This is a genomic window from Halogeometricum limi (genome assembly GCF_900115785.1).
GTDB lineage: Archaea > Halobacteriota > Halobacteria > Halobacteriales > Haloferacaceae > Halogeometricum > Halogeometricum limi.
The window spans coordinates 298,921-325,744 of record NZ_FOYS01000001.1; the positions used below are offsets into that span (position 1 = coordinate 298,921).

Annotated in this window: 29 protein-coding genes; 19 read left to right on the forward strand and 10 right to left on the reverse strand. The window is 67.0% G+C overall.

Translation table 11 applies throughout. The annotated features are described in order from the left end of the window. The first annotated feature begins 20 nt into the window (after positions 1 to 20). From BM282_RS01570 to BM282_RS01580, 3 genes are all read left to right on the forward strand, one after another. A complete protein-coding gene (locus tag BM282_RS01570) occupies positions 21 to 2,027 on the forward strand; it encodes a MutS-related protein (protein ID WP_089876140.1) in 2,007 nt (668 codons plus the stop codon). A gap of 176 nt (positions 2,028 to 2,203) precedes the next feature. Further along, the gene (locus tag BM282_RS01575) at positions 2,204 to 3,328 is read left to right on the forward strand and encodes an ORC1-type DNA replication protein (protein WP_089876142.1); all 1,125 of its coding nucleotides are present in this window, start codon (positions 2,204 to 2,206) and stop codon (positions 3,326 to 3,328) included. 45 nt (positions 3,329 to 3,373) lie between these two features. After that, entirely contained in the window at positions 3,374 to 4,078 is a 705-nt protein-coding gene (locus tag BM282_RS01580; protein WP_089876144.1) for an SDR family oxidoreductase, read from the forward strand. Between the two features lie 36 nt (positions 4,079 to 4,114). Here the strand turns inward: BM282_RS01580 and BM282_RS01585 are convergent, their stop codons facing one another. Beyond that, entirely contained in the window at positions 4,115 to 4,819 is a 705-nt protein-coding gene (locus BM282_RS01585) for an SDR family NAD(P)-dependent oxidoreductase (protein ID WP_089876146.1), read from the reverse strand. A gap of 79 nt (positions 4,820 to 4,898) precedes the next feature. Here BM282_RS01585 and rpiA point away from each other — a divergent pair, with 79 nt between their 5' ends. Continuing rightward, complete coding sequence (rpiA, locus tag BM282_RS01590) at positions 4,899 to 5,585, forward strand: ribose-5-phosphate isomerase RpiA (RefSeq protein WP_089876148.1); 687 nt, start codon at positions 4,899 to 4,901, stop codon at positions 5,583 to 5,585. 111 nt (positions 5,586 to 5,696) lie between these two features. Here the strand turns inward: rpiA and BM282_RS01595 are convergent, their stop codons facing one another. Further along, positions 5,697 to 5,864, reverse strand: a complete 168-nt coding sequence (locus BM282_RS01595; protein WP_006055446.1) for a DUF1931 family protein — start codon at positions 5,862 to 5,864, stop codon at positions 5,697 to 5,699. A 243-nt stretch (positions 5,865 to 6,107) separates the two neighbouring features. Here BM282_RS01595 and larB point away from each other — a divergent pair, with 243 nt between their 5' ends. The 4 genes from larB to BM282_RS01610 all read left to right on the forward strand — a co-directional run bounded on the left by larB (position 6,108) and on the right by BM282_RS01610 (position 8,431). Further along, complete coding sequence (larB, locus tag BM282_RS01600; protein ID WP_089877291.1) at positions 6,108 to 6,878, forward strand: nickel pincer cofactor biosynthesis protein LarB; 771 nt, start codon at positions 6,108 to 6,110, stop codon at positions 6,876 to 6,878. A gap of 187 nt (positions 6,879 to 7,065) precedes the next feature. Continuing rightward, a complete protein-coding gene (locus BM282_RS19055; RefSeq protein WP_449271683.1) occupies positions 7,066 to 7,215 on the forward strand; it encodes a DUF7563 family protein in 150 nt (49 codons plus the stop codon). 135 nt (positions 7,216 to 7,350) lie between these two features. Further along, entirely contained in the window at positions 7,351 to 8,181 is an 831-nt protein-coding gene (gene surE / locus BM282_RS01605) for a 5'/3'-nucleotidase SurE (protein WP_089876151.1), read from the forward strand. Between the two features lie 4 nt (positions 8,182 to 8,185). Next, positions 8,186 to 8,431, forward strand: coding sequence for a GIY-YIG nuclease family protein (locus BM282_RS01610; protein ID WP_089876153.1), 246 nt, complete (start codon positions 8,186 to 8,188; stop codon positions 8,429 to 8,431). A gap of 5 nt (positions 8,432 to 8,436) precedes the next feature. Here the strand turns inward: BM282_RS01610 and BM282_RS01615 are convergent, their stop codons facing one another. Then, positions 8,437 to 8,997, reverse strand: coding sequence for an NADPH-dependent FMN reductase (locus tag BM282_RS01615; RefSeq protein WP_089876155.1), 561 nt, complete (start codon positions 8,995 to 8,997; stop codon positions 8,437 to 8,439). 110 nt (positions 8,998 to 9,107) lie between these two features. On the opposite strand from BM282_RS01615, the gene BM282_RS01620 reads away from it, so the two are divergent. Beyond that, complete coding sequence (locus BM282_RS01620) at positions 9,108 to 10,481, forward strand: phosphoglucomutase/phosphomannomutase family protein (protein ID WP_089876157.1); 1,374 nt, start codon at positions 9,108 to 9,110, stop codon at positions 10,479 to 10,481. On the opposite strand, the gene BM282_RS01625 is transcribed toward BM282_RS01620, so the two are convergent. The 3 genes from BM282_RS01625 to samp2 form a co-directional block, all read right to left on the reverse strand. After that, on the reverse strand, positions 10,474 to 10,860 hold the full coding sequence (locus BM282_RS01625; protein ID WP_245758263.1) for a GNAT family N-acetyltransferase: 387 nt from the start codon (positions 10,858 to 10,860) through the stop codon (positions 10,474 to 10,476). The genes BM282_RS01620 and BM282_RS01625 overlap by 8 nt on opposite strands. Before the next feature lie 37 nt (positions 10,861 to 10,897). Continuing rightward, positions 10,898 to 11,374, reverse strand: a complete 477-nt coding sequence (locus BM282_RS01630) for a peroxiredoxin family protein (RefSeq protein ID WP_089876159.1) — start codon at positions 11,372 to 11,374, stop codon at positions 10,898 to 10,900. Between the two features lie 77 nt (positions 11,375 to 11,451). Next, positions 11,452 to 11,658, reverse strand: a complete 207-nt coding sequence (gene samp2, locus BM282_RS01635) for a ubiquitin-like small modifier protein SAMP2 (protein ID WP_089877294.1) — start codon at positions 11,656 to 11,658, stop codon at positions 11,452 to 11,454. A gap of 120 nt (positions 11,659 to 11,778) precedes the next feature. Here samp2 and BM282_RS01640 point away from each other — a divergent pair, with 120 nt between their 5' ends. Further along, a complete protein-coding gene (locus BM282_RS01640) occupies positions 11,779 to 12,765 on the forward strand; it encodes a replication factor C small subunit (protein ID WP_089876162.1) in 987 nt (328 codons plus the stop codon). Between the two features lie 55 nt (positions 12,766 to 12,820). Here BM282_RS01640 and BM282_RS01645 read toward each other — a convergent pair whose 3' ends face one another. Then, entirely contained in the window at positions 12,821 to 15,115 is a 2,295-nt protein-coding gene (locus tag BM282_RS01645) for a sensor histidine kinase (protein WP_089876164.1), read from the reverse strand. Between the two features lie 96 nt (positions 15,116 to 15,211). Next, positions 15,212 to 15,700 carry a TspO/MBR family protein gene (locus BM282_RS01650; RefSeq protein WP_089876166.1) on the reverse strand — a complete coding sequence of 163 codons (489 nt, stop codon included), beginning with the start codon at positions 15,698 to 15,700 and terminating at the stop codon, positions 15,212 to 15,214. A gap of 143 nt (positions 15,701 to 15,843) precedes the next feature. On the opposite strand from BM282_RS01650, the gene alaS reads away from it, so the two are divergent. From alaS to BM282_RS01680, 6 genes are all read left to right on the forward strand, one after another. After that, positions 15,844 to 18,612, forward strand: a complete 2,769-nt coding sequence (alaS, locus tag BM282_RS01655; RefSeq protein WP_089876168.1) for an alanine--tRNA ligase — start codon at positions 15,844 to 15,846, stop codon at positions 18,610 to 18,612. Positions 18,613 to 18,721: 109 nt separating this feature from the next. Beyond that, positions 18,722 to 19,315: a DUF7504 family protein gene (locus tag BM282_RS01660; RefSeq protein WP_089876170.1), complete on the forward strand. Its 594-nt coding sequence runs from the start codon at positions 18,722 to 18,724 to the stop codon at positions 19,313 to 19,315. Positions 19,316 to 19,360: 45 nt separating this feature from the next. Beyond that, the gene (locus BM282_RS01665) at positions 19,361 to 20,128 is read left to right on the forward strand and encodes an alpha/beta fold hydrolase (RefSeq protein WP_089876171.1); all 768 of its coding nucleotides are present in this window, start codon (positions 19,361 to 19,363) and stop codon (positions 20,126 to 20,128) included. Between the two features lie 77 nt (positions 20,129 to 20,205). Beyond that, positions 20,206 to 20,916, forward strand: coding sequence for a type 1 glutamine amidotransferase (locus tag BM282_RS01670; protein ID WP_089876173.1), 711 nt, complete (start codon positions 20,206 to 20,208; stop codon positions 20,914 to 20,916). Positions 20,917 to 21,024: 108 nt separating this feature from the next. Next, positions 21,025 to 22,188, forward strand: a complete 1,164-nt coding sequence (locus BM282_RS01675) for an acyl-CoA dehydrogenase family protein (RefSeq protein WP_089876175.1) — start codon at positions 21,025 to 21,027, stop codon at positions 22,186 to 22,188. 274 nt (positions 22,189 to 22,462) lie between these two features. Continuing rightward, positions 22,463 to 22,753 (forward strand): DUF7853 family protein, encoded by a 291-nt coding sequence (locus BM282_RS01680; protein ID WP_089876177.1) that lies wholly within the window; start codon positions 22,463 to 22,465, stop codon positions 22,751 to 22,753. A gap of 112 nt (positions 22,754 to 22,865) precedes the next feature. Here BM282_RS01680 and BM282_RS01685 read toward each other — a convergent pair whose 3' ends face one another. After that, positions 22,866 to 23,348: a cupin domain-containing protein gene (locus tag BM282_RS01685; RefSeq protein ID WP_089876179.1), complete on the reverse strand. Its 483-nt coding sequence runs from the start codon at positions 23,346 to 23,348 to the stop codon at positions 22,866 to 22,868. A 102-nt stretch (positions 23,349 to 23,450) separates the two neighbouring features. Between BM282_RS01685 and BM282_RS01690 the strand changes: the two genes are divergently transcribed. The 3 genes from BM282_RS01690 to BM282_RS01700 all read left to right on the forward strand — a co-directional run bounded on the left by BM282_RS01690 (position 23,451) and on the right by BM282_RS01700 (position 24,647). Continuing rightward, positions 23,451 to 23,822, forward strand: a complete 372-nt coding sequence (locus tag BM282_RS01690; protein ID WP_089876181.1) for a VOC family protein — start codon at positions 23,451 to 23,453, stop codon at positions 23,820 to 23,822. A 71-nt stretch (positions 23,823 to 23,893) separates the two neighbouring features. After that, on the forward strand, positions 23,894 to 24,349 hold the full coding sequence (locus tag BM282_RS01695; RefSeq protein ID WP_089876183.1) for a ferritin-like domain-containing protein: 456 nt from the start codon (positions 23,894 to 23,896) through the stop codon (positions 24,347 to 24,349). A gap of 58 nt (positions 24,350 to 24,407) precedes the next feature. Next, a complete protein-coding gene (locus BM282_RS01700) occupies positions 24,408 to 24,647 on the forward strand; it encodes a hypothetical protein (RefSeq protein ID WP_089876185.1) in 240 nt (79 codons plus the stop codon). 46 nt (positions 24,648 to 24,693) lie between these two features. Here BM282_RS01700 and BM282_RS01705 read toward each other — a convergent pair whose 3' ends face one another. Beyond that, complete coding sequence (locus BM282_RS01705) at positions 24,694 to 26,811, reverse strand: (Fe-S)-binding protein (RefSeq protein WP_089876187.1); 2,118 nt, start codon at positions 26,809 to 26,811, stop codon at positions 24,694 to 24,696. Positions 26,812 to 26,824 lie beyond the last annotated feature (13 nt).

The following is a 26,824-nucleotide window of genomic DNA, read 5'->3' on the forward strand; positions in this document are numbered from 1 at the left end:
CGGGCGATACTCCACGGCGAATGGAGTTCGAGTCCATCCCCGGCGTCGGGGAGAAGACGGCGAAGTCGCTGTCGAAACTCGACGGTGCCGAACGAGCGTTGGCCGCGGGCGACGTGGCGACGCTGGCCCGCGCACCGGGACTCACGGAGGGCCGGGCGGCGGCCATCGCCCGCGGCGCGATTCGACGACGGCACGACGACGACGGCGGCTTCCTCGCCACCGACCGCGCCCGGGAGGTGTACCGCGACGTCCTCGCGTTACTCCGCGACCGAACCGTCACCACGTACGCCGCGAAACGACTGGAGACGTTCTTCCCCACCGCCTCGGCGTCGCGAATCGAAGAGGTCCGCGAGTTCGCCGAGACGGCCGTCGAGCGAGACCCGGACGCGGACGTCCTCGCCGCCCTCGACGGCGTCGAACCGCTCGAATCGGCCTCGGGAATCCGCGTCCGCGAGCGCTGTCTCGCCACCGCCGACGCCGAACGCTACGCCGCCGCGAAGGACGCGTTCCCCGAACTCTCGGTCGAAGTCGTCGAAGACGCGCGGGGCCTCTCGGAACTCGCTCGCTCGTACGCCACCGTCGTCGCCTTAGACGAGGCGTTCGCGGGCGTCGACGTAGAGGGCGACGTGCGCGTCCGCCCCGACGCGGCCGAGCATCCCGACGAGATAGTGCCCGAACGGGTCCTCGCCTTCTTCGCGCAGAACCGCGCGCGCATCCACGCCGCCGCGGACGTCCACGAGGTGGCGAGCCTCGACGCGCCGTGCGACCTCGACTCGCTCAGAGACGCTCTCTCGCGACTGGACGACGACGGCACCATCGTCGGCGACGACGAACTCGACCGGTTGGTGAACGCCGTCGACGACGCGGACGCCGCCGCCTCCACTGCGGAGTCCGTCGCCAACGACCACCTCCGCGACGCCATCCGCGAACGCGACGTGACCATCGAGGGGACCGACTTCCTCTCGCTCGTCGAACAGGGCGCGCGCGTCGACTCGTTGCTCTCGCGGGAACTCGAAGACCAGTACGCCGACGCCGTCGCGACGGCCAGAGACCACCTCGTGGAGTCGCTGTCGCTGAGACCCGAGGAGGCCGACATCGCCACCCGGGTCTTCACCGACGACCCCTCGTTCCCCGTCGGGTACGACGAGGAGATGCTCGCTCGACTCCGAACCGAGTTGAAGACCGGACGCGACCGCCGCGCCGTCCGCCTGAAGCGCGAACTCGCCGCGGACCTCTCGGACCTCCGCGACCCGGTGAACGAGATGGTCACGGACGCCCTCGAACTCGACGTGGAACTCGCCGTCTCACGGTTCGCCCGCGACTTCGACTGCGCCTTCCCGGCGTTCGTCGCGGACGGGAGCGACGCCGAATCCGCAGACGACGACGGCGACGGATTCCGCATCGACGGCGGCCGCTCACCGCTCCTCGACGTGCCGTTCGACGCCGTCGACCCCGTCGACTACGGCGTCTCCGGCGTCACCCTCCTCTCCGGCGTCAACTCCGGCGGGAAGACGTCGACGCTCGACCTCGTGGCACTCGTCGTCGTCCTCGCGCACATGGGACTGCCCGTCCCCGCCGAACGCGTCGAACTCGAACGCTTCTCGGAACTCCACTACTACGCGAAATCGCAGGGGACGCTCGACGCCGGAGCGTTCGAGAGCACCCTTCGGGACTTCCGCGAACTCGTCGACGGCGAGACGAACCGCCTCGTCCTCGTGGACGAACTGGAGAGCATCACCGAACCCGGCGCGTCCGCGAAGATAATCGCCGGGATTCTGGAAGCGCTGGACGACCAGGCGACGACGGCGGTGTTCGTCTCCCACCTCGCGGACGAGATACGCGAGGCGGCGACGTTCGGCGTCGCCGTCGACGGAATCGAAGCCGTCGGACTGGCAGACGGCGAACTCGTCGTGAACCGCTCGCCGGTCAAGGACCACCTCGCGCGTTCGACGCCGGAACTCATCGTCGAGAAACTGGCCGGCGAGGACGCCTCGGGATTCTACGACCGCCTGCTGGAGAAGTTCTGACAGGAGTTATGACCTCGGCGTCGCGGCAGACGACCGTCTGCCAAGCGGCGTCACTCCGGATTGGTAAGATGCAGTGAATTACTGAATTCGGCGTCTGTAACCGGTTTCCGTTTCGATTTCACTTTCACTCCGGGTCTGGGGAACCGTTAAGTACGCTGCTATTCGTGATTCAAGCGATGAGGGACGACCCCGAAGAGGGGATGCTGTCGTGGGACGAGACGGTCTTCCGCGACGAGCACGTCTTCGAGATAGACTACGTTCCGGAGACGTTCAACCACCGCGAGACGCAACTGCAGAGCCTCAAGTACGCGCTCCGCCCCGCCGTCCGCGGGTCCCGTCCGCTCAACACCATCGTCCGCGGTCCGCCGGGAACGGGGAAGACGACGGCCGTCCAGAAACTGTACGGCGAACTCGGCGCACAGTCGGGCGTCCGCACCGTCCGCGTCAACTGTCAGGTCGACTCCACGCGCTACGCCGTCTTCTCGCGCATCTTCGAGCACATCTTCGAGTACGAGCCGCCGTCGTCTGGAATCTCGTTCAAGAAGCTGTTCGGGCAGATAACCGACCGACTCGTGGAGGAGGACGAAGTCTTGGCCGTCGCCCTGGACGACGTGAACTACCTGTTCTACGAGAACGAGGCGTCGGACTCGCTGTACTCGCTGCTCCGCGCCCACGAGACGCACTCGGGCGCGCGAATCGGCGTCATCATCGTCTCGTCTGACCTCTCGCTCGACGTCATCGACGAACTCGACGGCCGCGTGCAGAGCGTCTTCCGGCCCGAAGAGGTGTACTTCCCGGTGTACGGCGTCGACGAGATAGTCGACATCCTCCGCGGCCGGGCGCGCCGCGGGTTCCACGACGGCGTCATCGGCGACCCGGAACTCGACCGCGTGGCCGAACTCACGGCCGACAGCGGCGACTTGCGCGTCGGCATCGACTTGCTTCGCCGCGCCGGCCTCCACGCCGAGATGCGCGCCAGTCGAACCGTCACGCTCGAAGACGTCGAAGCGGCGTACGACAAGTCCAAACACGTCCACCTCTCGCGGTGTCTCCGCGGCCTCTCGGACCCCGAACGCGCCCTCGTGCGCGTCATCGCCGAACACGACGGCGAACAGGCCGGCACCGTCTACGAAAGCTTCCACGAGGCGACGGACCTCGGCTACACGCGCTACTCGGAAATCGTGAACAAACTCGACCAACTCGGCGTCATCGAGACCGAGTACGCCGAGATAGAGGGCCGCGGACGCTCTCGGTCGCTCTCTTTGGCGTACGATGCCGACGCCGTGTTGGACCGCCTCTGAGTCTCCGTTCGGTAGCTACATCCACCGCCCCGGCGAGTGACGACCATGGACGCAGACCGAGTCGCCGTCGTGACGGCGGCGGGACGCGGAATCGGCGCGGCGTGCGCGAGGCGACTGGCGGACGACGGCTACGTGCCCGTCCTCCTCTCGAAATCCGGGGCGGCCGTCGACGTGGCCGACGAACTCGGCGGCGTCGGGTTCGAGGGCTCCGTCACCGACCCCGACGACCTCGCGGCACTCGTCGAGGCCGCACACGACCGCTACGGCCGCATCGACGCCGTCGTGAACAACACGGGCCATCCGGCGACGGGTGACCTCCTCTCGCTCGACGACGACGCGTGGCACGAGGGACTTGACCTGGTCCTCCTGAACACGGTCCGGATGGCGCGTCTCGTCACGCCCATCATGCGAGCGGGCGACGGCGGCGCGTTCGTCAACGTCTCGACGTTCTCGGCGTACGAACCGAGCGCAGAGTTCCCCGTCTCGTCGGTCCTCCGTGCGGGACTGGGGGCGTTCACGAAACTGTACGCCGACCGGTACGCGGGCGAGGGAATCCGGATGAACGCGGTGCTCCCGGGGTTCGTGGACAGCTACGAGGTGGACGCGGCGACGCGCGACCGAATCCCGATGGGCCGACCGGCCCGAACCGCCGAGATAGCCGACACCGTCGCCTATCTGCTCTCGCCGGCCGCGAGTTACGTGACGGGACAGAACGTCCGCGTCGACGGCGGCCTGACCGACCACGTCTGACTCGCCGGACCGCCACATCGTCGCCCCCGAAACGCCTCAGAACTCCTCGACGTGCGGTCTGAGGTCGAGTTCGAGCGTCCACGCGCTCCGGTCCTGTTCGACGAGGTGCCAGTACGTCTCGGCGATGGCGTCGGGGTCCAGATAGTCGGCGTCGTCGCCGACGTCTCGGTTCGGCGGGCGGATGCCGCCGTCGACGACGACGTGGGCGACGTGGACTCCCTTCGGGCCCAACTCGCGCGCCATCGACTCGGCCATCCCGCGCGCGCCGAACTTCGCGGCGGAGAACGCGAGGGCACCCTCGCGGCCGCGGACGGCCGACGTCGCGCCGGTGAAGATGACCGTCCCACCGGCGTCGTCGCCGTCCAGCATGTCGTCGACGGCCTCCTGTGCGCAGACGAACGCGCCGCGGACGCCGACGGCCACGGCGTGGTCGAGTTCTTCGACCGAGAGTTCGCGCAGACCCTTCCAGGCCGACCCGCTCGCGTGGTTGACGAGGACGTCGACGGGGCCGAACGCCTCGCGAACCGCGTCGAACGCCGACCGAATCTCGTCGGGTTCCGTGAGGTCCGTCGGGACGGCGAGTCCCGCGCCCGCCGTCTCGTCCAGTTCCGCGGCGAGTTCGTCGATGAACGACGCGGAACGCGCGAGGAGTGCGACCGAACAGCCCTCGCTGGCGAACGTTCGGGCGAGCGATGCACCGAGTCCGGGCCCGACACCGGCGACGACGGCGACTCGTGACATGCCTTCTCCGAGGTGCGCCAGCACCAAAACACCGAGTGAGAGCGGAAGGTTTGTGCCCGCCTGCGCCGACGCCTCGCGTATGAAGACGACGGGCGGCAGCGACGACCAGAAGCGCCGGGCGGCCGAACGGGCGGCCGAACTCGTCTCCTCCGGTGAGACGGTCGGACTCGGCACGGGAAGCACCACGGCGTTCGCCATCCGAGCGCTCGGACGGGCCGTCGACGGCGGACTCGACGTTCGCGGGGTCCCCACGTCGTTCGCCTCGCGCGAACTCGCCCGCGACGTCGGTATTCCACTCGCCTCGTTGGACGAGGTGGCATCGGTCGACATCGCCATCGACGGCGCGGACCGACTCGACGCCGACCTGAACCTGATAAAGGGCGGCGGCGCGGCGCACGCCCGCGAGAAGATAGTCGCCGCCGCGGCGAGTCGGTTCGTCGTCGTCGCCGACCCCTCGAAGGTGGCGGAGACGCTGGACCGGTCGGTACCGCTCGAAGTGCTCCCCGACGCGCGAACCGTCGTCGCCGGGGCCGTCGAGGAACTCGGCGGCGACCCGGAACTCCGCCGCGCGGAGCGAAAGGACGGCCCCGTCGTCACCGACAACGGTAACCTCGTCCTCGACTGCGAGTTCGGTCGAATCGCCGACCCCGCGTCGCTGGCGGCCGACCTGTCGGCGACGCCGGGCGTCGTCGAACACGGCCTGTTCGTCGGACTCGCCGACGAGGCGTACGTCGGCACCGACGACGGCGTCGACGTGCGTCGCTGAGGCTCGAACGCGCTGTTCTCGACGGTTCTCTCTCGTCCTCTCTCGGCGTCTCCCCGGTGTCGCAACTCGTCGGCGGAGTCGGCTAAAAGAAAGGTGAGTTAGAAACCCGGCTTACAGGTCGCGGGGCTGGACCGTCTTCCGGTCGTTCTCTTCCGCACGGCGGGCGGCATCTTCGAGCAGTTCCTTCACTTCCTCGTCGAGCGCGTCGTAGAAGTCAGAAGCGACGTTCTTGTCGTTGAGCGCTTCCTTGACGGCTGCCTTGACAATAAGGTCTGCCATACAACCCTCCTTTCTAAGGCCTACTTAATAAGATTTCCCAAATCAGCCGCCTCTCAGCCCCTACTCGTAGTATATGGCCTTTCGGAGGGGACGGATTTATATACCGGGAGGGCGCATAGGGGCAGACGCTTTGAACGAGGGTCTGGAGGGGTCGAATCCTTCGTTTCCCTGATTTTTCGTTCGAGTCGACCGTCGTCGGCCCGAAACGATAGGTAGGTGGGGAACGGGCGCGAACGCACGCTCATGCGAGATGTTCTAGAGGACGTCGCGGCAGGCGAACTCACTCCGGAAGAGGCCGAAGTGCGTCTCACGGGGTACACGACGACGGACGCGGGCCGCTTTGACGCGGCGAGAGAGTCGCGACGCGGCGTCCCCGAGGCGATTCTGGCGGACGGAAAGACTCCCGACGAGACAGCGACAATCGCCGTCGCCGCCGTCCGTTCGACGGGAAGAGCGATTCTGACGCGGGCGGCGGAGTCACACGTGGACGCCGTCGTCGACGCCCTCGACGAGAACGCGACGTTCGACAGAGACGAACGGGCGCGGACGCTCGTGGTACACGCGCCGGAGTTCGACTCGCCGACGCTCGACGCGACAGTCACCATCGCCACCGGCGGCACATCCGACGCCGAAGCGGCGGGCGAAGCGGCGGTCATCTTGCGGGAGATGGGTGCGACGGTGACGCGCGTCGAAGACGTGGGCGTCGCCCACCTCGGGCGCGTCCTCGACAACCTGGAGACGCTCCGCGAGGCGGACGTGGCAGTCGTCGCCGCGGGTCGCGAGGGTGCGCTCCCGACGGTGGTGGCCGGCCTCGTCGACACCCCCGTCATCGGGCTTCCCGTCTCGACGGGGTACGGCCACGGCGGCGAGGGCGACGCGGCCCTCATGGGGATGCTCCAGTCCTGTACCGTCCTCTCCGTCGTCAACGTCGACGCCGGATTCGTCGCGGGGGCGCAGGCCGGACTCGTCGCCCGCGCGGTCCACGACGCACGAACCGCCACCGAGGAGTCGTGACGGTCGTCGGCACCCGCACGCCGGCTCTCGTCTCGTGCGGCCGGCGTGTAATTTAACAGACGTTCGTCCGATTCGAACCCCCCTTCGTGGACGTTTCGACACTCAACGCGCACGCGCGCGAAGCCCTAAGTGGGTGGCGTCCGTACTGAATGCTACCGGCACACGTGGTGGCTGCCGGAATTCAACCATGCCAACTTGCGACCACTGCGGGTCGCACGTGTCTGAACGCTTCGCGCGCGTGTTCACGGACGGTGAAGGACGGCTTCTGGCCTGTCCGAACTGTTCGGCGAACGCGGGTATCGCGGAGGTCGCACGGCAACGAACCCGCACTGCATGACCACTGAAGCGGACGAAAGACCACCACGCGAAGCCGTACCCCTGTCAACGTAACCGGCGCGAAACCACGCGGCCGGTTCCGTTTCGGCTCACACCAGAAACGCTACTTAGCCTCCCGCGAACGCTCACCTATTCGATGAGCGACGGCTACTCGATCCTCCTGACGAACGACGACGGCATCGACGCACCCGGCATCGCGACGCTTCGCGAAGAACTGACGGCCCTCGGCGAGGTGACCGTCGTCGCACCCGACGAGAACCAAAGCGGCGTCGGCCGCACGCGTAACCACACGGCCGTGGTCCGAGACCACCCGTGGGGCTACCGACTGGTCGGCACGCCCGCCGACTGCGTCGCGTACGGTCTCGGCGGCCTCGACACCGAGTTCGACGTGGTCGTCTCCGGCGTCAACGACGGCCCGAACGCGGGCAACTACGTCGTCGGACGCTCCGGCACCGTGGGCGCGGGTATCGAAGCCGCGTTCCTCGGCACGCCCGCCCTCGCCGTCTCCGCGTACCACTCGACGGACTTCTTCCTCTCGCCGCCCGAGGAGTACGACTTCTCTCGTCCCGCCCGCGTCGCCACCGGCTTGGTCGAACGCGCCCTCGACGCGGGCGTCTACGACGAGGTGGACCTGTTGAACGTCAACGCGCCCGTCGACTCGCCGAACCCGCCCGTCATCCTCACGGAACCGTACCACGAGTACGGCCAGCAGGTCGAACGGGTCGAAGACGACGAACTGGGGCCGGACGAACACCGCGTGAAACTCTCGGACCGGACGTGGCCCGACGCCGTGGGGTGGGAGAACCCGTTCCCCGTCGCGGAGCGACACCGCGAACGCTACCCCGTCGGCAGCGACCGCCGGGCGATGGTGGACGCGTCCGTCAGCGTCTCACCGTTGACGGTGAGCCACGCCGTCCCCGACAGCGCCCGCCTCGCGGACGTGGTGGAGACGTTCGAAGTCGAGTGAGACCATGGGTGAACACCACGTCTACGTGCTCCGCTGTGCGGACGACTCGCTGTACACGGGCTACACGACGGACGTCGCGCGGCGGGTCGCAGAACACGACGCCGGCGAGGGCGCGAAGTACACCCGCGGGCGGACGCCGGTCGAACTCGTCTACACCGAGTCGTTCGAGTCGCGGTCGGCGGCGATGTCGCGCGAGTACGAGATAAAACAGCTATCGCGCCCTCAGAAGCGACGACTCGTCGACGACTGACCGATTCAGTCGTCCGCGCGGGCGGCGTCGACCGTCTCGGGGTGGAGACGCCGCGCCTCGTCGACGACCGATTCGGCCAGCGAGACGAGACGGCGACGGACGTCCTCGTCGGTGAGTTCGTCGCCGTCGTACACGTCGTACGCGCCGCGGACGCCGACCTGTTCGGGGACGACGTGTCCGTGGACGCCGCGGACGGTGCTTCGCATGTGTTCGAGCGTCGCGCCGTAGGACCCGCCGCCGGCGGTGGCGAGCAAGCCGACGGCCGTCTCCTCGAACTCGTCTTTCGAGCAGTAGTCGTGGAAGTTGCGGAACGTCGAGGAGTACGACCCGTGGTAGACGGGCGATCCGATGACGACGCCGTCCGCCTCGCGGAGGAGTCGGGTGAGACGTTCGGAGTCGCCCTGTTCGTCTTCGTCGGGGTGGTACAGCGGAAGGTCGACGTCGCCGAGGTCGAGCATCGTGGTCTCCGCGCCCGCCTCGGCGGCGGCGTCGAGGACGATTTCGAGCGACTTCTTCGTGTAACTCCCCTCTCGCCTGCTTCCGCAGACGGCGACGATACTGGTCATTGGGCACAGTAGGGTGGCGAGCGAGCAAAAGGCCGTTGGCTTCGGTCGGTGCGCCCGGATTCGTCCGCCGACGGCGTACCTTTTTGACCGACGCCGGTGACCTTCTCGGTATGGACGCTATCTCTTTCGGCACCGACGGGTGGCGCGCGACGCTCGACACGTTCACGGACGACAGACTCCGTATCGTGGGGCAGGCCGTAGCCGACTATCTCGCGGACGAGGGGTTCGACGACCCCGTCTTCGTCGGCTACGACGCCCGCGACACGTCTCGGGGGTTCGCGGAGTCGCTGGCCGAGGTTCTGGCGGGTAACGGGTTCGACGTGCTCCTTCCGGAACGCGACTACCCGACGCCGCTCGTCGCCTACGCCATCGCCGACCGCGGCCTCTCGGGTGCGCTCATGGTGACGGCGTCGCACAACCCGGCGGAGTACAACGGCGTCAAGTTCATCCCCTCGGACGGCGCGCCCGCACTCCCCGAAGTGACGGAGGCCATCGTCGAACGACTCGCCGAACCGGACCTCCTGCCCGAAGACGAACGCGGCACGATAGCGGAAGTCGACATCGTGACGCCGCACTTCGAGCACGCCCGCGAACTCGTGGACGCGGACCTCTCGGGACTCACCGTCGTCCACGACGCCATGCACGGGAGCGGTCGCGGCGTCACCAGCGCACTCCTCGAATCCGCCGGCGCAACGGTCGTGAGCATCCGCGACGAACGCGACTCGAACTTCGGGGGGACGCCGCCGGAACCGAGCGCCGAAAACCTCGAACCCCTCGTGGAAGCGGTCGAAGAACACGACGCCGACCTCGGCGTGGCGAACGACGGCGACGCCGACCGCGTCGCCTTCGTCACGCCCGACCGCGGCCACTTGGACGAGAACCTGTTCTTCGCTGCCGCCTACGACTACATGCTGGAGTCTGACTCGGGTCCGGCCATCCGCACCGTCTCGACGACGTTCCTCATCGACCGCATCGCCGAAGCACACGGCGAAGAGGTGTTCGAGACGGCTGTCGGCTTCAAGTGGGTCGCCGACGCGATGAAAGAACACGACGCGCTGATGGGCGGCGAAGAGTCCGGCGGCTTCTCCATCCGCGGGCACGTCCGCGAGAAGGACGGCGTCCTCATGGGACTGCTCGGCGCGGCGGCAGTCGCGGAGGAACCCATGGACGAACGCGTCGACCGCTTGCTGGATACCCACGGCGACATTGTCGCCGACAAGATTGGCTTGGACTGCCCCGACTCCGAGAAGGGCCGCGTCATCGACGACTTAGACGACGAACTCCCCGAACAGGTCGCGGGGCGAGACATCGCGAAAGTCGTCACGCTCGACGGCTTCAAACTCCTCTTAGAAGACGGCTCGTGGCTCCTCGTCCGCCCGTCGGGCACGGAACCGATGATGCGCGTCTACGCCGAGGCCGAGAGCGAAGACAGCGTCCGCGAACTCCTCGAAGCGGGCCGCGAACTGGTCGCCCCCCTCATCTGAGGACGCCGCGGAACCGGTTCGACTCTCCTTCGACCGGTTCGACGGCGAACCCCAGCGCTTCGTAGAACGGTCGCACCTGCGGGCGAAACGTCGCCGTCAGCGGATGAGCCGTCGTCTCGGCGGCCGATTCGACCAACGCCCGGCCGACACCCCGCGCTCTGCGGGAGCGATGGACGGCGATTTGAGAAATCTCCGTCGTGCCGTCGCCGACGTCCAACACGCAGACGCCGACGATTCGCTCCCCGCTCTCGGCGACGAGAACGCTCTCGTTCTCGACGCGGCGGGCCATCGCCGCTCGGTCGAGTTCGAGCATCGCGGCGTCCAGCAACTCGGTCGCCGCATCCACGTCGTCGGCGCGGGCGAGACGAATCTCCGTCACGGTCGGCGTTCGTCGCCGGCGCGGTTCAACGTCTCGGTTACTCGGGGATGGCCGCCAGCAACTCGTCTATCTCGGGGCGGTCGCCGGGACTGTCGCCCGCGTGGTCGAACAGTACCGCCCCGGTGTCGGCGTCGACGACGAGTGCCTCCGGCATCCGTCCCACCAGGTCGTGAAGGCTCCCGAGGACGCCGAACCGTTCGGGCTGGTTCACCGCGTCGCCGACCGACTTCCCCTCGTCGGCGAGGAGGGGGAACGGCAGGTCGTACGACTGTTGCCACTTGGCCGTCCGTTCGGCGGGTTCGGGGACGACCGAGACGACTTCCGCGTCCCGCGCCTCGAACTCGTCGTAGCGACGCTTGACCGCCTGTACCTGTCGCCGACACAGCTTACAGTAGTAGTCTCGCTGGAGCAAGAGAACGAGGTAGTCGGCGTCCGAGTCGGCGGGCGAGTACGTCTCCGGACCGCGTCCGACGTTCGGCAACTCGAAGTCGAGGGGGGTCGTGGCCGTGTTCATACGTTCACGAAACGCTGAACGTTGAAGAACGTCCTCCGGGAGTGCGTCCGCGGTACCAGACTCCGGACCGGTCGCGCTTACGGCGCGCCGCCCTTTATCAGGCGAAGCACCTTCACGCGGTCGACTTCGACGGGTTGGTCCTCGGGGACGGGCGACCCGTCGACGAGGACGGACACCTCGTGCGGACTGAGGTCGACGGCGCGGACGAGGTCGGCGTAGGTGCCGTCGTCGTCCACCGAGACGTCGTGCGTCTCCTCGCCGACGACTTCGACGGTGACGTGCATACCGTCTCTCGCCGCGGCGGCGGTTTCTCCGTTTCGCTCTGCGCCTCCGACGACTCGCTTCGCCGACGGTCCGAGACGCAACGCGGGTGCTTTATCACTCGCCGGGACCGTGAACAGCGTATGAGCGAGGCCGCGGACGCGGAGGACGCCCCCACGGGTCGCGAAATCTGGATCGAGAAGTACCGACCGCAGACGCTGGACGACGTGTACGGCCAAGGCGACATCGTCGGCCGTCTCCGGTCGTACATCGAACAGGACGACCTGCCCCACCTGCTCTTTGCAGGACCCGCGGGCGTCGGGAAGACGACTTCCGCGACGGCCATCGCCCGCGCCGTCTACGGCGACGACTGGCGCGGCAACTTCCTCGAACTGAACGCCTCGGACGAACGCGGTATCGACGTGGTGCGCGACCGAATCAAGAACTTCGCGCGGTCCTCGTTCGGCGGGTACGACTACCGCATCATCTTCTTGGACGAGGCGGACTCGCTGACCTCGGACGCGCAGTCCGCCCTCCGCCGGACGATGGAGCAGTTCTCCGACAACACGCGCTTCATCCTCTCGTGTAACTACTCCTCGAAGATTATCGACCCCATCCAGTCGCGGTGTGCGGTGTTCCGGTTCTCACCGCTCGGCGACGACGCCGTGCGCGAACAGGTGAGAGACATCGCCGCGGCCGAGGACATCGAACTCACCGAAGACGGCCTCGACGCCCTCGTCTACGCCGCCGGCGGCGACATGCGCCGCGCCATCAACTCCCTGCAGGCCGCGGCGACGACGGGCGACGTCGTCGACGAGGAGGCCGTCTACCTCATCACCTCGACGGCGCGACCCGAAGACATCGAGGAGATGGTCCAGTCGGCCATCGACGGCGAGTTCCTCGCCGCGCGGTCGAAACTGGAGACGCTCCTCGTGGACACGGGAATGGCCGGCGGCGACATCATCGACCAACTCCACCGCTCGGTGTGGGACTTCGAGTTGGACGAACGCGCGACCGTTCGACTGATGGAACGCATCGGCGAGGCGGACTACCGCATCACCGAGGGCGCGAACGAGCAGGTCCAGTTGGAAGCGTTGCTCGCGTCGCTGGCCGCCGCGAGCGAGAACTGACCCGCGCCGCCCGCCCTACTCGCATCGCCCGACACCGGACGCCCTTCTCTCGGTCTCAGTCCACGTCGAACTCGAAGCGCGCGCCGCCCGACGCCGACTCCGTCACCGACACCGACCACCCGTGGGCGTCGGCGATGCGCGAGACGATGGCGAGTCCGTAGCCGATGCCGTCGTCGCCGGTGGTCTCGCCGGGTTCGAAGACGGCGTCGCGTCGGTCGGCCGCGATTCCCGGCCCGTCGTCCGCGACGAAGAAGCCCGTCTCGGTGGACCCGACGGTGACGGTGACGTCGTCGCCGGACGGTGGGTTCGCGGACTCGCAGTCCGCGGCGTCATCGGACTGCGTCCGGTTGCCCGTGGAACCGTGTTCCACGGCGTTCCGAAAGAGGTTACCGAACAGTTCGGCGAGGCGGTCGACGTCCGCCTCGACGGTCCTCGTCGCTTCCGTCTCCAACGCCGCACGCGTCGTCTCGACGGTTCCCCACGCCTGCCGTGCGACCGAGACCACGTCCACGGTGTCCGTCTCGCCGACGACTTCGCCCTGTCTGGCCAGCGAGAGCAGGTCGTCGATGAGTTGTTCCATCTGGTCCAGCGCGTCGGCGACCGTCTCGAACGACTCCGTCCGGTCCATCTCGCGGCCGAGTTCGAGGTGTCCCTGCGCGACGGCGAGGGGGTTCCGCAGGTCGTGGCTCACGATGTTGGCGAACTCCTCTAACCGCTCGTTCTGCTGTTCTAACTCGGCTTCGCGCCGCTTTCGCTCCGTGATGTCCGTGTAGAGGGCGTAGCCGGAGTCGTCGGTGCCGTCGGTCTCCAGTGGGACGACGTCGAGGATGTAGTCGCGGACGTCACCGTCCGCGAGACGCCGTACTTCGCCTCTGTAGCTCTCGCCGTCGGCGACGCGTAACTCCGGCGGGTCGTCGTCCTCCGGAGGGACGAGTTCGTCGACGACGTCCTCGCCGACGACGTCGACGGCGCGGCAGTCGAACTGCGACTCGAACGCGCGGTTGACGTTCCGGGCGTGTGCGCCGCCGGACGCCGTGTCGACCTCGTAGAGGACGGCGGCGTCCGAGACGTGGTCGAAGAGCGCCGTCGACCGGTCGCGTTCGTCTCTGAGGTCGCCTTCGGCGCGAATCCGTTCGGCCGTCACGGCGACGTGCGCCATCAGCACCTCCGTGAGTTCGGCGTCCGCCTCCGAGAACGCCTCGGGAGTGTACGCGGCGGCTTGAAACACGGCGAAGTCGCCGATGGCGACGCTCAGCCCGGAGCGATACGTCGTCTTCACCGGGTCGGCGTCGTCGGCCTCGGCCATGTCCCTGATGAGTCGAGTCTCGCCGGTTCGGTAGACGTCGGCGGCGACGCCGCCCTCTTCGAGGGGCTTGACTTCCGCGCCGTCGTCGGGGAACCCCTCGGACATCGCGGCGGGACAGATAGCCCCGTCTTCGACGATACCGACGTAGCTCAGGTCGAACGAGAGAATCTCGTCGGTGATGGCGACGGTTCGCTCGAACAGTTCGTCGAGGTCGGTGACGGCGGCGAGTTCGACGGTGCCCCGGTGCAGTGCCTCCACGCGACTGCGACTCTCGCGGAGCGCGTTCTCCGATTCGATTCGGGCGGCCGTCTCGGCGGTGTAAGAGACCAGCAGTTCCGCCAACTGGCGGTCCGTCTCGTCGTACGCGTTCACCTCCGTCGAGATGGCCTGGAACACGCCGATGTCGCCGATGGGGACGCTGATGGCGGACCGGAACTCGTCTCTGCCCGGCTTGGCCGTCTCGTCCGTGCGGACGTCGTTGACGAGGTGCGGCCGTCCCGTCTGGTACGTCTTCCCGAGGATGCCCTTGTCCAGCGGAATCAGTTCGTCGTCGCCGTAGTCGCCGTCGCTCGCGCGGACGCGGAAGCCGCCGCCGACGTCGATACACACGGAGGAGTTGTCGAACGCGAGGATTCGGTCGGCGATGTCGATGGTTCGGTCGAACAGTTCGGCCGTCGTCTTCGCGGAGATGAGCGCCGAACTCCCCTCGTAGAGTCGTCTGAGTCGCGTCTCTCGGTCGGGGGAGTGGTCCGCGCGTGCGAGAATCCACCGCAACTGGGTCCGGAGTGCGTCGTCGTCGCCCTCGCGGACGAACGCCTCGAAGCGTTCGGGATGGAGGACGTCCGCGGGGTCACAGTCGGCGTAACAGAGGGCGGGGACGTCGTCGTCCACCTCGCACGCCGGGTCCGTGACGACCACCACGTCGACGGAACGGCTCCCGTCTTCGACGGTCAGCGTCGTCGCCGGTGTCTGGAAATCGAGCGCTTCGCCTCCGCTCCCGTCCGAACCGTCGACGGCGAATCGCGCTTGTTCTCTTCCTCGCACGGCAATCTGACTAAGGAATATTCAGGATTCATATAATAGTTGCGGCACGTTCTCCCGGAACGTGTCGCCGTCTCGCACGGACGCGGGCGGGCGGTCTCAGTTCAGCACCCAGAACCGGTAGTTCAGAAGCGTCGCGAACGACACCCACGCCAGGTAGGGGAGCATGAGCGCCGCCGCGCGGCGGTCGATGCGGGCGAACAGTCCCGTCACGACGACGATGGCCGCCAGGAGGGGAACGATGACGACGAGGCCGTACAGCGGCGACTGGAGGCCGAAGAACGCCAGCGACCACGCGACGTTGAGGACGAGGTGGCCGAGGAAGGCGTACAGCGCGACGTTCGCGCGCGGGTGCGACGACCGAGAGACGAGAAACGCCGCCGTCCCCATGAGGGCGTACAGCGTCGTCCAGACGGGGCCGAACACCCAGTTCGGCGGTGCGAACGCCGGTTGCACGAGCGTCGTGTACCACGTCTGTACCGCCGACGCCGTCGCGACGCCGCCGAGTACTCCGGCCAGTTCCGACAGGACGACCCACGCCACCCACTCGACGGCGGGGCGACGCCGAATCGACGAACGAATCTCCATGCGAGAGGAGACGCGCGGGACGATGGTAGCAGTGTCGGTGGTCGCGAGGGACCGTGTCGGTGGTCGCGCACGACCCCGAAATCGACGGTCAGTGTCCCGCACACCCGGAACTGTTTTACCCGACGGTGGGTCAATCTGGGGTAATGAGCGAACTCGAAGAGGAGTACCGCCTCGACTATTTCGAGGAGGAGGGCTTCTACCGGAAGCAGTGTCCCGTGACGGACGCGTACTTCTGGACGCGAGACCCCGACCGCGAGACGTGCGGTGAACCGCCCGCGGACGACTACTCCTTCATCGACAACCCCGGTTTCGACGAGGAGTACACGCTCGAAGAGATGCGCGAGAAGTTCCTCTCTTTCTTCGAGGAACACGGTCACGAGCGAATCGAACCCTACCCGGTCGCGGCGAACCGCTGGCGCGACGACGTGCTCTTGACGCAGGCGTCTATCTACGACTTCCAGCCGCTCGTCACCAGCGGACAGACGCCGCCGCCGGCGAACCCGCTGACCATCTCACAGCCCTGCATCCGGATGCAAGACATCGACAACGTCGGCAAGACGGGCCGACACACGATGGCGTTCGAGATGATGGCGCACCACGCGTTCAACGCGCGCGAGGAGGTGGGCGACGAGTACGCCTACTCCGGCGAGGTGTACTGGAAGGACGAGACGGTCGAACTCTGCGACCAGTTCTTCGAGTCGATGGGCGCGGACGTCTCCGAGATAACGTACATCGAGGACCCATGGGTCGGCGGCGGCAACGCCGGTCCGGCGTTCGAGGTGCTCTACCGCGGCGCCGAACTCGCCACGCTCGTCTTCATGTCGATGGAACAGGACCCCGAGGGCGAGTACGAGATGAAAGACGGCAACCGGTACTCGCCGATGGACACCTACATCGTCGACACCGGCTACGGACTCGAACGCTGGGCGTGGGTGTCGCAGGGCACCGCCACCGTCTACGAGGCGGTGTACCCCGACATGATACAGTTCTTGAAAGAGAACGCGGGCGTCTCCATGACCGACGAGGAGGAGGAACTCGTCCACCGCGCCGCGAAACTCTCGGGCTACCTCGACATCGACGAAGTCGACGACGTGTACGAGGCGCGCGTCGGCATCGCCGACGAACTCGGCGTCGACGCCGAGGAACTCACCAGTCTCCTGCGGCCCCTCGAAGACATCTACGCCATCGCGGACCACTGCCGAACGCTCGCGTACATGTTCGGCGACGGCATCGTCCCCTCGAACGTCGGGACGGGCTACCTCGCCCGAATGGTGCTTCGCCGGACGAAGCGACTGGTCGACAACGTCGGCGTCGACGCGCCCCTCGACGAACTGGTGGACATGCAGGCCGAGCGTCTCGACTACCAGAACCGAGACACCATCCGCGACATCGTCCGCACCGAGGAGCGAAAGTACCGCGAGACGCTCGAACGCGGGACGCGGCGGGTGGAGTCGCTGGCCGACGAGTACGCCGACTCCGACGAGTCGATTCCGCTGGACGACCTGGTGGAACTGTACGACAGCCACGGCATCCAACCCGACATGGTGCGCGACATCGCCGAGGCGCGCGGTGCCACCGTCGACGTCCCGGACAACTTCTACTCGCTCGTCGCGGACCGACACGAGGGCGAGGGGGCGTCCGAGGCGGCCGAAGAACGCGAGGAGCGACTCGCGGACCTGCCCGACACGGAGAAACTCTACTACGACGACCAGGAGCGAACCGAGTTCGAGGCCGTCGTCCTGGACGTCATCGAACGCGAGGAGGGCTTCGACGTCGTCTTGGACCAGACGATGTTCTACCCCGAGGGCGGCGGCCAACCCGCCGACCACGGGACGCTCTCGACGGACGACGCGACGGTGCAAGTCACCGACGTACAGATTCGCGACGGCGTCGTCCTGCACCGGGCGGACGCCGACCCCGGAAAGGGGGAGTTCGTCCGCGGGCAACTCGACGTGGAACGCCGCCGTCGACTGATGCGACACCACACGGCGACGCACGTCGTCGGACACGCCGCCCGGCGCGTCCTCGGCGACCACGTCCGTCAGGCCGGCGCGCAGAAGGGCACCGACCGCGCCCGCTTCGACATCACCCACTACGAGCGAATCTCGCGCGAGGAGGTCAAACGGATAGAACAGGTCGCAAACGACATCGTGATGCAGAACCTCGCGGTGAAACAGGAGTGGCCGGACCGTCACGAGGCCCAGGAGAAGTACGGTTTCGACCTGTATCAGGGCGGTATCCCGCCGGGACGGAACATCCGCGTCATCACCGTCGGGTCCGACGTGCAGGCCTGCGGCGGAACGCACGTCAGGCGGACGGGCGACATCGGAGCCATCAAGATTCTGACGACCGAACCCGTCCAGGACGGTATCGAGCGCATCGTCTTCGCCGCCGGTGACGCCGCCATCTCGGCGACGCAGGCCACCGAGGATTCGCTGTACGAGGCGGCGTCCGTCCTCGACGTGACTCCCGAGGACGTGCCCGCGACGGCCGAGCGGTTCTTCACCGAGTGGAAGGACCGAGGAAAGACCATCGACCGACTGAAGTCCGAACTCGCGGAGGCGCGCGCCGCCGCCGAGACGGAGGAGATAGACATCGACGGGACGCCGGCCGTCGTCCAGCGACTGGACGGGGACGCCGACGAACTCCGCGCGACGGCCAACGCCATCGTCGACGAGGGGAAAGTCGCCGTTCTCGGGTCTGCGGCGGGCGGAAGCGCCCAGTTCGTCGTCGGCGTGCCCGACGGCGTGAGTATCAACGCGGGCGAAGTCGTCGGCGAACTCGCCGGACGCGTCGGCGGCGGCGGCGGCGGCCCGCCGGACTTCGCACAGGGCGGCGGCCCGGACGTCGACGCTCTCGACGACGTCCTCGAAGAGACGCCGAACGTCCTCCGGCAGGTGCTGGACGCGTAGGCGCGTCCCGCCGAGGTTCGGTCTGCACTCGCTGGAATCGACGGCGAGTTCGGCCGGTTGCTGTCAGAGCAAACCTTAAGAACATCTGTTTGATTGGTTAGATAACTGTATGGAGCTCTCCGACCGAGTGACCCGCGAGACGCGTGACCTCTCTTCCGTGCTCGTCCTCCGCCCGCAGTTTCGTTCCGGGACGGACGCGGCGTGCAAGCGACTGCTCGTCGGCGACGCCGACCGCGTCTCCGTCCTCGGAATCTGCTTCTCTCGTACGCCTCGCCGATGGTACGAACACTGGTCCGAGGCGCTCGGCGCTCCGCCGGAGACGGCCGCCGTCGTCACCACGCGCGACGAGTTCGGCGGCGACCCGCCCGCCGGACTCACCGTCGAAACCGTCTCCAGTCCCGCGGACCTGACCGGAATCGGGATGCAGGCGACGAAGCAGTTGACCGCGTTCGGGGAGACGGACGACGCCGTCGCCGTCTCGCTGGACTCGCTCACGCTCATGCTTCAGTACGTCTCCTTAGAGACGCTGTACCGGTTCCTCCACGTTCTCACCGGTCGAATCGACGCGCTCGACGCGACCGGACTGTTCCTGCTCGACCCGACGACGCAGGACCCGGCGACGGTGCACACGCTCAAGACGCTCTTTCACGGCGTGTTAGCGTACGACGACGAGGCGGACGACTGGACCCTGCAGACGCAGTGAGACCGTGTCGGTGCCGATAAGGGTGTGACTCGCCGACTGACGGGCATGCCTGTGGCTACGAACGACGGGGTCTCGTGTTACTACGAACGTGCGGGCGCGGGCGACCCGGTGGTGTTCGTCGGCGACGTGGGGTACGGCGCGTGGCAGTGGGGCTGGCAACACGCCGCCGTCGCCGGTCCGTACGAGAGCGTCGTCACCGACGTCCGCGGTGCCGGTCGGTCGGACGCCCCGCCCGGTCCGTACTCGGTTCCGGACCTCGTCTCCGACCTCGTGAGCGTCCTCTCGGACGCCGGACTCCGCTCTGCGACCGTCGTCGGCGCGGGACTCGGCGGCCTCGTCGGACTCGAAGCGGCGCGCACGTCGGGTCGCGTGGACCGACTCGTCTGTCTCGGGTCGGGCGCGTCGGGTGCCGACCTCGACTTAGAACCGCTGTACGGGTCGCCGGAGGACCCCGAGACGCTCGAACGCTCGCTGGAACGGGCGCTCTCCGCGGAGTTCGTCGACGCGCACCCCGACGCGGTCCGCCAGATGGTGGCGTGGCGGAGCGACGAGGACGCCGCCCGGGCGGCGTGGGAGGCGCAGGCCGCCGCCGTCGCCGACTACTCGCTCGCCGAACCGTACCGCGTGACGACGCCGACGCTCGTCGTCCACGGACTCGAAGACGCCGTCTGGCCCGCAGACCGCGGCCGCGAACTCGCCGATGCCCTCCCGCGCGGGGAGTTCGTCGGCGTCGAGGGCGCGGGACACCTCGTTCACGTCGAACGGTCGAAACCGGTGAACGACGAACTCCTCGGCTTCCTCGCGGACGCCTGAGGAGGGGACCGACCGCGAGAGCGGCAGGACACGTCGCGAGCGCAACGCACTTTTGACCCCCCCTCGTTGCACCGATAATGAGTCAGGGAGACGAGAGACTCCGGTTCGCCTTACTGGACGCCTCGCACGGCGACACGAACACCAGACGGAACTTCCGCCGCGAACTCGACGCCGACTTGGCCGAGTTCGACGCCACCGAGGGGGAACTCCCCTCGCACTTCGACTTCGACGGCGTCGTCGTCACCGGGTCGCGCGCGTCGGTGTACTGGGACGAGGCGTGGATCCCACCGCTCGTGACGTACGTCCGCGACGCCGCAGAACGCGACGTTCCGATTCTCGGCGTCTGTTACGGCCATCAGGTCGTCGCCACCGCCCTCGGCGGTCAGGTCGCCGATATGGGCGAGTACGAAATCGGCTACCGCGAGGTGTCGCAGACGGCGGACAGCGAACTGTTCGAGGGAATCGGCGACTCCTTCCTCGTCTTCACGACGCACTCGGACGCCGTCACCGAACTGCCCGAGGGGGCCGAACTCCTCGCGGAGAACGAGTACGGCGTCCACGCCTTCCGAAAGGGCCACGCGTGGGGCGTCCAGTTCCACCCCGAGTACGACACGACCACCGCCGAAGCCGTCACGAAGGGGAAAGACCTGCCCGACGAACGCATCCGGTCGGTGCTGGACGGCATCAACGCGGAGAACTACGACGCTGCCTGCGAGGCCAAGCAGTTGTTCGACAACTTCGTCGCCTACGCGCGTCGCGTCCGCGCCGACGCCGAAGCGGCGGCCTGACCGTTCCCGCCTCTGGAGCCGACTCCGTCTCCGTTGCCGCCTCCGCGACGCCCGCGTCTCCCGCGACCGAACGAACACCTTTTGTCGCCGTGCGACCGAGCAACCTTCATGCTCGATTATCTGGGATTGGAGGCGGACCTCACGCAAGAAGAGCGGATGATTCGCGACGAGGCGCGGCGCTTCGTCGAAGAGGAGGTCAAACCAGACATCGGTGAGCACTTCGAGAACGGCACGTTCCCGATGGACCTCGTCCCGAAGATGGGCGAACTCGGCTTCTACGCGCCGACGATAGACGGCTACGGACTCCCCGGCGTCGGTGACCGCGCGTACGGTATCCTGATGCAGGAGTTAGAGGCGGGCGACTCGGGTCTCCGGTCGATGGCGAGCGTGCAGGGCGCACTCGTCATGTACCCCATCTACGCGTTCGGGTCCGAGGAGCAGAAAGAGCGGTGGCTCCCTGACCTCGGAACCGGCGACGCCGTCGGCTGTTTCGGCCTCACGGAACCCGAACACGGGTCGAACCCGTCGGGGATGCAGACGCGCGCGGAACGCGACGACGACGGCTTCGTGTTGAACGGGTCGAAGACGTGGATAACGAACTCGCCCATCGCCGACGTGGCCGTCGTCTGGGGGCGCGACACCTCCGCGGACGATTCGCCCGTCCGGGGCTTCCTCGTCGAGACGGACCGCGACGGCGTGACGACGAACAAGATAGACGACAAACTGTCGATGCGGGCGTCCGTCACCGGCGAAATCGGACTGGACGACGTGTGGGTGCCCGAGGAGAACGTCCTCCCGGGCGTGGAAGGGATGAAGGGTCCGCTGTCCTGTCTCACGCAGGCCCGGTTCGGTATCTCGTGGGGCGTCGTCGGCGCGGCTCGCGACGCGTTCGAGGCCGCACTCGACTACGCGAAGGACCGCGACCAGTTCGGCGGCCCCATCGCGCGCTTCCAGATTCAACAGGACAAACTGGCGGAGATGGCGACGCAGATAACGAACGGGCAACTGATGGCCTACCGCCTCGCGGAGTTGAAGTCGCGCGACGAGTTGCGCCATCAGCACGTGTCGATGGCGAAGCGACACAACGTCCGGATGGCCCGCGAGGTGTCGCGGACGGCCCGTGAGATTCTCGGCGGCAACGGCATCACCACCGACTACTCGCCGATGCGACATCTCGCGAACATGGAGACGGTGTACACCTACGAGGGGACGCACGACATCCACACGCTCGTCATCGGGGCGGACCTCACTGGCATTCCAGCCTTCGAGTAGCTTGGCTGCTCGAACCGTTGGAATGGCAGTGAGTAGGATGGGGTTCCGGCCTTCGAGCCGTCTCTACCTCACGGGAGGGACCCGTTCGTGTATCCGTGCGAAACGTTCTCTATTCACTGTCAATCGTCACAAAAACAACGTCCGTAGTTCGGACGAGAGCACCTGATAGCGGTTCTCGGGGCCGAACGTCAATCTTTGCCGCCCGTGCGCGGACTGTGCCAATAGGGCGCACGGTTTATACCTGACAGACCGTACGACTAATCGGAGGCAGACAATGACCGCTTCGGCCCACAACAGTTCGACTGCACTCGACCTCGACGTCGAAGAGGCGTGGGCGCTCCACGCCGCTCTCCTGTCGGCCATCGAGGATGCGGTGCAGGACGGCGACGACCCCGAGACCGCTGTATCGCTCCTCGAACGTCTCGAAGACGGCGACGACTTCGACTCCGAGGAACTGGAGTGTCTCGTCGAGACACTTCGCGACTACGTCGAGCACCGGGCACCGTCGCGTGACCGCGGCCCCGCGCGGAACGTCATCAGCGACATCCAGACCGCCCTCGCGTGACGCACTCGACACCGAGCACGGACCGCTATCGACCCGCCCAACTGCCCCCGTTCCCGCGTGGCGTGTGCGTATCGATGGACTGTCCGCCGGTACTCTCGCGCCCCCGACTGCTTCAGGGTTCGTCTTCCCAGTAATCCACCGTGTCCTCCCGCTTGAAGTACCCCGACACGGTCCGCTCGCCGTCTCCGCCCGGCGGCGCGCCCGCGAAGACACCCACTTTTTCGGAGTCCGGATAGACGCTCACGTCCGGGTCCCGCATCGTCGAGACCATCAGGTAGCGAAGCGGTTCCTCGCCGTCGTTTCGCAGGCGGTGCGCTCCCGACGGGTCGGCGGGGAACGCGAGGAAGTCGCCCGCGGCTATCGACTCCTCGCCGTCGGGGGTTCGGACCACGCCCGTTCCCGAGAGGACGTACGCGACCTCTTCGTTACCCGTGTGGAAGTGGTACGGCCACGACGACGCTCCCGGCGGGAGTTCGTACAGACTCGCTCCCAACGTCTCCGCCTCCGACGCCGAACCGAGTTTCTTGCGCCGAAACTGCGTCCGTCCGTGTTCGGTCTCCGTCCACGCCAGTTCTGACTCGCGAACTCGTGACACGGATGACAGATTCGCCGCCGCGGTAATCAGTCCTCGGCCGGGTCGGGTCGAGCGACTTGCCTTCGACGGTGGCTACTTGCGGCCGACGCGCGACCGGACGGTATGGGTTTCATCCACACGGCTCTCGACGTGACCGACGTAGACGAGACGCTCGATTTCTACGCGGAACTCGGCCTCTCGAAGACGGGCGAGTTCACGCTGAACGGCGTCCGAAACGTCTACGTCGGCGACGGTGACGACGCGGAACTCCAGTTGAAACACGACCCCGAGAGAGACGAACCGGTCGAACCGGCCGGTATCGACCACGTCGCGGTCGAAGTCGACGACGCCGACGAGGCGTTCGCGAGTCTCGTGGCCGCGACGGACTGTCCGGTGGTCCGCGAACCGTTCGACGTGGACCCGGTGAACGCCCACGTCGCGTTCGTCGAAGCCCCCGACGGATACGTCGTCGAACTGGTCGAATATCTCGACTGACTCGTCTCCGAGAACGACCGTCCCTTCCGCGGGGACCACCTATTTGTCTCCTCCGAACGGAGGTACTGGTGATGACGAATCAACAGGTCACGGACCTCCTGAAGAAGGCGTACCTCGACGAACTGGAGACGGTGATGAACTACATGACGAACTCCATCGTGTTGGACGGCGTCCGCGCCGAAGAGATCAAGGAGTCGCTCAAGGCGGACATCCAAGAGGAACTCGGTCACGCCGAACAGATCGGCAACCGCCTGAAGCAACTCGACGAGAAACCGCCGGGGTCGGCGTCGTTCGAGGCCAGCCAGATGGACCTTCAACCGCCCGAAGACAGTACGAACGTCATCTCGGTCATCGAGGGCGTTCTGGCGGCCGAAGAGGACGCAATCTCCACGTACCGCGACCTTATCGACGCCGCCGAAGAGGCGAACGACCCGGTCACGGAGGACCTCGCGGTCACGCTTCTCGGCGACGAGGAGGCACACCGCACGGAGTTCCGCGGGTTCAAGAAAGAGTACAAGAAGGACTGAGGCGTCCGTTCGTACAGTCCTCGGAACTATTATTTCTTACCAGACGACATATCCCTCCGTGAGTTCCCTCCTGTTCGACCTGCTCGTGTCTCCGCTCTCGGAGTTGTTCGCCGGCCTCGGCCCCGGAATCCCGCTGTGGTGGCTGTTTAGCCGCGCGGTTGCAATCGTCGCATTCTCGCTCGGTGCGGTCTTCGCGCTCGCTCGTCCGGCACCGCTCTCGTACGTCGGGTGGGTACTCCTCGCTCCGGGAGTCGCCTTCGCGGTCTCCGACGCGCGGACGCTCTGGCGGTGGCTCTGAGCCTGCGTCGAACCCAAACCCACGCCGAACACGAAAGCAGACGCGCTCAGTCGGCCGTCGCGGACGTCGTCTCGTCGCCTGCGGCCGACGCGTCGCGTTTCGACTCCAACGCTTCCACCAGCAACTCGGCCACGTCGATTATCTCGATGTCGTCCTCGTAGTCGCCGGTCTTCCGCCCGTCCTCGTACATCGTCGCGCACATCGGACAGGCGACGACGAACTTCTCGACGGCGCTCCCGGCGGCGGTGTCTTCGAGTGCCTCGCGCAGGCGTTCCTCGCTCGGTTTCGTCTCCTCGTCCTGTTCCATCCAGAGGCCGCCGCCGCCGCCACCGCAGCAGAACGAGTCGGAGCGATTGCGGGGCATCTCCGCCAGCGTCGCGCCCGTCGCGCGGACGATTTCGCGGGGGGCCTCGTACTCGTCGTTGAACCGCCCGAGGTGACACGGGTCGTGGTAAGTGACGGTGTAGTCTATCTCGGACCCGTCGAGGCCGACACGGTCCGACTCCACGAGCGATTCGACCACCTGCGTGTAGTGGTAGACGGGGTAGTCGAACTCGGGGTCCAGTTCGGGGTACTCGTTCAGGAACGTGTTGTACGAGTGCGGGTCCGTACAGACGATTTTGTCGAACTCGCAGTCGTGGACGGCCGCGGCGTTGTCCTCGACGAGCATCTCGTACAGGCCCTCCTCGCCGACGCGGCGCACGTCGTTGCCGTCGTGCTGTTCGTCCTCGTAGAGGATGCCGTAGGAGACGCCCGAGAGTTCGAACAGGCGGGCGAGCGACCGCGCGACGCGGCGGTTTCGCTCGTCGTAGGAGGGGTAGTCGCCGACGTACCAGAGGAACTCCACGTCCTCCTCGCGGGCGTCGGGCACCTCGAAGTCGAGGTCACGGGTCCAGTCCGGGCGTTTCCGGGCCGGGTCGCCGAACGCGTTGCCGTTCTGGAAGATGTTCATCATCGCCTCCTGAACGGGTTCCTGTTGCTGGCCCGTCTCCGTGAGACGGCGGTTCATCTCTGTGAAGTGGCTGAGGTGTTCGATGTCGACGGGGCAGGCGTCCATGCAGGCCATGCAGGCCATGCAGGACTCCATCGATTCGGCCGCGATGACCGAGGTGCCGCCGTCCGCGACGATGTCGATTTCGTCGGTCTCTCCCGCGTCTAACTCCTCGCGGTAGCGCTTCAGGTCGAGGATGACGTCCCGCGGGTCGAGGTTCCGACCCGAGGCTTTCGCGGGACAGACCGACGAACAGCGACCGCACTTCGTGCAGGCGTCGGTGTCGAGGAGTTGCCGCCACGACAGGTCGTCGATGGAGGTGTAGCCGATTTCGTCGGGGCTCTCGTCCTCGGGGACGCCCGGAAGGCGCTTACCGGCCTTCTCGTCGGCGGTGACGACGTTGGCGAACGAGGATATCATGTGGAACGGCTTCGCGTAGGGGACGAACGCGACGAAGCCGAGGGCGATGATGGCGTGGGACCACCACCCCGCCCAGTAGAGCGTCTCGGCCATCCCGGCGGTCATCCCGCCGGCGTCGAAGACGAGGGCGACGAAGTAGCCGACGAACGACACCGTCTCCCACTCGGGGAACTCGGTGCCGACGATGCGCAGGGCCTCTAAGGCGTAGCCGCCGACGCCGAGGACGAACAGCGTCCAGACGAAGATGTCGTCTTCGAACCCGGTGTGTTTGCCCCAGAGGCGTTCCTCGCGGACGACGTAGCGGCGGTAGATGGCCATGCCGACGCCGACGACGAACAGGAAGCCGAGGGCGTCCATGACGAACGAGTACGAGAGGTAGAAGTCGCCGACGAAGAACGACTCGCCCGTAATTCGCCGGTAGAAGTCGATGTCGATGGCGAGGATGGTCGTCCCGATGAGGAGCGTCAGAAAGCCCCAGAGGATGAACGCGTGCATCACGCCGCCGTACAGGTCACGGTCGAACTGCTTCTCGTTCGAGAGGACGACGCGGGAAGCCCGACGGATTCGCCCGGGCAGGTCGTCGAGTCGGTCGAAGGCGTCCGCCTCGCCCTCCGTGTAGCGCGCGAAGCGTTCGTACACGCCGTACAGGAAGACGAGCACGGCCATCGCGGAGAGGGCGTAGAAGACCACCTCACCCACCGGAGAGATGGTCCAGAACGTCTCCCGAGTCGGTTCCGACTGCAAGAGTATCATAGTTTATTGGGCG

Excerpts from the sequence above, each read along its gene's own strand:
- BM282_RS01640 (WP_089876162.1), top strand. The coding sequence starts at position 11,779 with ATGAGCGAGGCCGCGGACGCGGAGGACGCCCCCACGGGTCGCGAAATC.
- BM282_RS01705 (WP_089876187.1), bottom strand. The coding sequence starts at position 26,811 with ATGATACTCTTGCAGTCGGAACCGACTCGGGAGACGTTCTGGACCATC.
- BM282_RS01630 (WP_089876159.1), bottom strand. The coding sequence starts at position 11,374 with ATGAACACGGCCACGACCCCCCTCGACTTCGAGTTGCCGAACGTCGGA.
- BM282_RS01675 (WP_089876175.1), top strand. The coding sequence starts at position 21,025 with ATGCTCGATTATCTGGGATTGGAGGCGGACCTCACGCAAGAAGAGCGG.
- BM282_RS19055 (WP_449271683.1), top strand. The coding sequence starts at position 7,066 with ATGCCAACTTGCGACCACTGCGGGTCGCACGTGTCTGAACGCTTCGCG.
- BM282_RS01665 (WP_089876171.1), top strand. The coding sequence starts at position 19,361 with ATGCCTGTGGCTACGAACGACGGGGTCTCGTGTTACTACGAACGTGCG.
- BM282_RS01670 (WP_089876173.1), top strand. The coding sequence starts at position 20,206 with ATGAGTCAGGGAGACGAGAGACTCCGGTTCGCCTTACTGGACGCCTCG.
- larB (WP_089877291.1), top strand. The coding sequence starts at position 6,108 with ATGCGAGATGTTCTAGAGGACGTCGCGGCAGGCGAACTCACTCCGGAA.
- BM282_RS01620 (WP_089876157.1), top strand. The coding sequence starts at position 9,108 with ATGGACGCTATCTCTTTCGGCACCGACGGGTGGCGCGCGACGCTCGAC.
- BM282_RS01585 (WP_089876146.1), bottom strand. The coding sequence starts at position 4,819 with ATGTCACGAGTCGCCGTCGTCGCCGGTGTCGGGCCCGGACTCGGTGCA.
- alaS (WP_089876168.1), top strand. The coding sequence starts at position 15,844 with ATGAGCGAACTCGAAGAGGAGTACCGCCTCGACTATTTCGAGGAGGAG.
- BM282_RS01695 (WP_089876183.1), top strand. The coding sequence starts at position 23,894 with ATGACGAATCAACAGGTCACGGACCTCCTGAAGAAGGCGTACCTCGAC.
- BM282_RS01570 (WP_089876140.1), top strand. The coding sequence starts at position 21 with ATGGAGTTCGAGTCCATCCCCGGCGTCGGGGAGAAGACGGCGAAGTCG.
- BM282_RS01615 (WP_089876155.1), bottom strand. The coding sequence starts at position 8,997 with ATGACCAGTATCGTCGCCGTCTGCGGAAGCAGGCGAGAGGGGAGTTAC.
- BM282_RS01610 (WP_089876153.1), top strand. The coding sequence starts at position 8,186 with ATGGGTGAACACCACGTCTACGTGCTCCGCTGTGCGGACGACTCGCTG.
- BM282_RS01660 (WP_089876170.1), top strand. The coding sequence starts at position 18,722 with ATGGAGCTCTCCGACCGAGTGACCCGCGAGACGCGTGACCTCTCTTCC.
- BM282_RS01650 (WP_089876166.1), bottom strand. The coding sequence starts at position 15,700 with ATGGAGATTCGTTCGTCGATTCGGCGTCGCCCCGCCGTCGAGTGGGTG.
- rpiA (WP_089876148.1), top strand. The coding sequence starts at position 4,899 with ATGAAGACGACGGGCGGCAGCGACGACCAGAAGCGCCGGGCGGCCGAA.
- BM282_RS01580 (WP_089876144.1), top strand. The coding sequence starts at position 3,374 with ATGGACGCAGACCGAGTCGCCGTCGTGACGGCGGCGGGACGCGGAATC.
- samp2 (WP_089877294.1), bottom strand. The coding sequence starts at position 11,658 with ATGCACGTCACCGTCGAAGTCGTCGGCGAGGAGACGCACGACGTCTCG.
- BM282_RS01690 (WP_089876181.1), top strand. The coding sequence starts at position 23,451 with ATGGGTTTCATCCACACGGCTCTCGACGTGACCGACGTAGACGAGACG.
- BM282_RS01595 (WP_006055446.1), bottom strand. The coding sequence starts at position 5,864 with ATGGCAGACCTTATTGTCAAGGCAGCCGTCAAGGAAGCGCTCAACGAC.
- surE (WP_089876151.1), top strand. The coding sequence starts at position 7,351 with ATGAGCGACGGCTACTCGATCCTCCTGACGAACGACGACGGCATCGAC.
- BM282_RS01680 (WP_089876177.1), top strand. The coding sequence starts at position 22,463 with ATGACCGCTTCGGCCCACAACAGTTCGACTGCACTCGACCTCGACGTC.
- BM282_RS01575 (WP_089876142.1), top strand. The coding sequence starts at position 2,204 with ATGAGGGACGACCCCGAAGAGGGGATGCTGTCGTGGGACGAGACGGTC.